The organism is Candidatus Hikarchaeum yamanae (assembly GCF_009889665.1).
Lineage (GTDB): Archaea > Halobacteriota > Halobacteria > Halobacteriales > Hikarchaeaceae > Hikarchaeum > Hikarchaeum yamanae.
In genome coordinates, this window is sequence record NZ_WTZR01000019.1 from 1 (window position 1) to 3,930 (window position 3,930).

Below are 3,930 nucleotides of genomic sequence, written 5' to 3' on the forward strand. Positions count from 1 at the left end.
CTTTGCTGGTTCTCGGTAGAACTTGCATATCAAAGAAGACGAATTATAGGGTATCTAAAAAATAAATTAAATGATATCTCATTTCCCCCTCGTCCTTAATCTATATATTTGTTGGAAATCTCAACACGCCCGCCACACCCCCGAAAGCATGTAACAATTGGTTTCCCTCTTCAAAATCCGTACTAACAAATTCAATTACTGTTCCTCTATATTCTGCAAGTTCAATAAGATGTTTCACCACATCTTCTCGCTCGACGAGTTCTATTTTTTCTCCACACTCTGAGCAGATTTTCTCTATTTTTTTCGAGCGACTCTCTATTATCTCATAGTTTTGATGTCCACTCTTGCATACAATATTTATAACATCTTTTCTAAGATCTGAAGAAATTAAAAGTCTATCAACGGCACCCATAATTAGATTTTCACGTGTTGGAATAAATCCATAAGTAGCCTTCTCCCCTTGATGAAGTTCTTTGAAAAAACGTTCCATAGCGATTTTTTCCTTAACAATCGCAGCACCAGCCAACACATCAGTAGCTGCGTTTACCAATTCATGCAATCCCGATTCATCCGTATATGATATATCGAACTTTCCTAGTACCTTTTCGCGGAGCTCATGGTGCAAGTAATTACCTTCTAAAAATTCATCCTTTGTTGGGGAAGGCCCTCCTACTAATATCCCATCCAATTCATATCTATCTGGGACAAAAAGATCCCCTGCCAACTCGGCTATCTCTTTATAAAATTGATCTATTGCCTCCAACCGTAGTCGATGGAACCTTTGCGCAGATTGACCACCCTTACGCTGTTTCCCCGGAACACGTGATGTTGTGCCTTTTACCGGTTCAATTCGTTTCCCTTTTAACCACCCAACATGTGCTTCCCTCCGATCTAATACCAGTAATCCATACAAACCTACATCAAGCAACATATCTCTAAGTGGTTCTGTTAAAAATGTAGAATCACAGTGGTAACGAAACGTTTGAATGGGTTGAGGAGGGCTCTCAAAAATTTCTGTAACCATATCTGTCTGCCCACTACCTACATTCACGGCACCTGAAAACAATACCATTCCATTTGTCGGTGGTTTCTTATAATATCTTAATCGGGCCCGGATAGATGCCAAGGCATTTGTCACATTCGTGCGTGTATCTTTGGATTTAATATTTGCTGCTTGAGAGTGCTCCTGTGTGACGTGAGACACCACATCTGAAATTTGTTTATCTTCTGGAACATAGATCGTTACTAGTTGAGTACCTGAACCTGTATGTTCTTCATAATCCTCCAGTAGCCGTTTGAACTCATACTTGCGCTTATCAAGATCATCCGGCGTATCCGCTTCTTTGTCCATTGATTTCTCTAACTTTTCATGTCGTAAGTAAGTATTGACACAGGTTCACACCTCTTCTCAATATATTTTACATGGAATCTGGCGACTCAATCCCAACCAGGTATAATGAATTTGACATGGCATTCTTTGTCGCAGTAACCAATGACAAGCGCGCCGCCATCAACTCAGAATCTGTACCCTTCAATACAGGGCATTCTCGATAAAATATATTGAATTTTTCTGCTAATTTTTGTGCATATGTTATAATACGATGAGGTTCCAGTGCCTCTGCAGCGGATGAAACAACAAATGGCAATCGAGAAATTTCATGTAATAGATCTAGTTCTTCTTTAGAATTAAGTAGTGTACTATCTACCCCTTGTATATCCGATTTCTGTTTTGCTAATATTCCACAACAACGTGCATGAACATATTGCATATATGGGGCACCTTGTCTCTCAAAACTCAGTGCATCATCCCAATCAAATGTTATTCCCTTCCCCGGTTGGGTGGCTACAATTCCACATCTAATTGCACCAATTCCAATTTGTCGCGAAATCCTGTCTATATCTGATTTTTTTAGTTCCATTTCTCTAATCCTCGACCCTTCTCGTGCCGTAACTTCCCCTCTAGCTCTTTTCACCGATTCGTCAAGTAAATCATCTAAATTAATCCCCGTACCTTTTCGGGTACTCATCCCCCCTTCTGGAAGATTCACCCATGAATAAAACACTTGACGAATTCTACTAGTTTCTGCACCTAAAAGTGACAATGTTTTCGTCAATTGTTCAGCCTGAAATTTATGATCTTCTCCAAGTATTGTAACAATTTTATCCGCCCTCTCAAGTTTCCATTCATGATAACATAAATCTCTAGTTGTATACAACGAAGTACCATCAGATCGTAGGAATACCAATGGTTTTTCTTCTCCCGGAATACCCAATTTCCAAGCCCCATCTTCTTGGAATGCAGAATCCAACTGTTTCAATCGATCTACCATCTCATCAACTGACCCATCCTGGATAAATTTCGTTTCCCGAATAAATTCATCAAATTCAACAGAAATTCGATACAAACATTCTTTCATCCCCTCCAATACCATCTCCGTTATCGATACTAGCTTCTGATATATCTCTTCATCCCCTGACTCTATCTTTCCTAAAATATCTGCGATTTCAAGTTCAGCAATATTTTTATCTTCAATAGAGGAATTCTCCAAATACACATTTGATAGTTGATAATACCGAACTATGTCATAATCCCCCCTATCCTTCTTTAGATCTCCCATGTCCCTTTCGTTAAATTTTTCGAATGCCCATATCAACGTTGCAACTTGCTTCCCCGAATCATTCACGTAATATTGCCTCTCCACTTGATACCCTGCAAAGGATAAAATTCGAGATATTGAATCTCCTATGATTGGATTACGAGCACGTCCCACATGGACTGGCCCCGTTGGGTTGGCACTGGTATGTTCTACGATCACCGTTTCCCCTCTCTTTTGAAACTGGCCATAATTTTCTTCTTGGGCCCCTTCTAACGTTTCTTTAAAGTATTTCGCCGATGGAACAAAATTTATGTATGGTCCTTCTGCATAAACTCTATCTACATATTGGAAATTTTCTAAATCTAACAATTTAACAATTTTTCCTGCCACTTCTGAAGGGGGCTTTCCCATTTCCTTTTGAACACGATATGCGATGTTAGAGGCTAGTATTGCCTCTACCTCTTCTGGAGGCTCTTCCAGTCCAAAATCACTCATATGGAGGTCAAGTTGGGAACACACACACTCAAATGCATTCTCCACCTCGCTGCGCATTGCGAGGAGCATGATATTTCCTTATGCGCGGTTTGATAAAAGATCACCCCTTTGTCTCCTATTTCATATTTACTTAGATTTCCCCCCTCTCTGAGATCGTTTTATTTTTGGCATCCGCGAACCACGGTCTGGTATATATGAGCTGCCCAGATGGACCCAAACAAGTAGATTACCCCAATTATCATCATATTGGGCATACCGCCGCTCAGACTTGCGGCTGGACTGCAAACGCATTGAGAGGACAAGGAAAATGCTATAAAAATATTTTCTATGGCATTGAATCGCATCGATGTATCCAAATGACACCAATTGTCAAGTGCAACGAGCGCTGCGTTTTTTGTTGGCGTGATCACCGAGGCCATGCTTACGAGCTCGATAATGTCGAGTGGGATGATCCCTCTGCTGTCGCGGATGCTTCAATTATTCTACAGAAAAAAATTCTCTCTGGTTTCGGCGGAAATCAACATGTTAGTCCAGAGACGTTTCAGCAAGCAATGAACCCCCGACATGTCGCTATCTCTCTAGATGGGGAACCTACTCTATATCCCTATTTACCCGAGTTAATTGAGGAATTTCATTCCCGTAATATGTCTACCTTTTTGGTTTCTAATGGAACAAATCCTGATATGATTAAAGAGTGTGAACCCACTCAATTATACATTTCAGTCGATGCAGCCGAGAGATCCACTTTTGATAGAGTTGTAAGACCTGTTGAGAAAAACGCATGGGAACAACTCATTGATACCATGGATATTCTCCATAAAAAATCCTGTAGAACTGT

Annotated in this window: 3 protein-coding genes; 1 reads left to right on the forward strand and 2 read right to left on the reverse strand. The window is 40.4% G+C overall.

Going from position 1 to position 3,930, the window contains the following annotated elements:
- Positions 1-100: 100 nt before the first annotated feature.
- The gene (gene prf1, locus ACM9H2_RS06015; RefSeq protein ID WP_415489233.1) at positions 101-1,351 is read right to left on the reverse strand and encodes a peptide chain release factor aRF-1; all 1,251 of its coding nucleotides are present in this window, start codon (positions 1,349-1,351) and stop codon (positions 101-103) included.
- A gap of 67 nt (positions 1,352-1,418) precedes the next feature.
- Positions 1,419-3,161, reverse strand: coding sequence for an arginine--tRNA ligase (gene argS / locus ACM9H2_RS06020; protein ID WP_415489235.1), 1,743 nt, complete (start codon positions 3,159-3,161; stop codon positions 1,419-1,421).
- Between the two features lie 125 nt (positions 3,162-3,286).
- Here argS and ACM9H2_RS06025 point away from each other — a divergent pair.
- The coding region (locus ACM9H2_RS06025) for a radical SAM protein (RefSeq protein ID WP_415489237.1) at positions 3,287-3,930 on the forward strand (644 nt) is incomplete at its 3' end.

What these genes read in the sequence shown, in the direction of transcription:
- prf1 (WP_415489233.1), bottom strand. Translation starts at nt 1,351, where the DNA reads ATGGACAAAGAAGCGGATACGCCGGATGATCTTGATAAGCGCAAGTAT.
- argS (WP_415489235.1), bottom strand. Translation starts at nt 3,161, where the DNA reads ATGCTCCTCGCAATGCGCAGCGAGGTGGAGAATGCATTTGAGTGTGTG.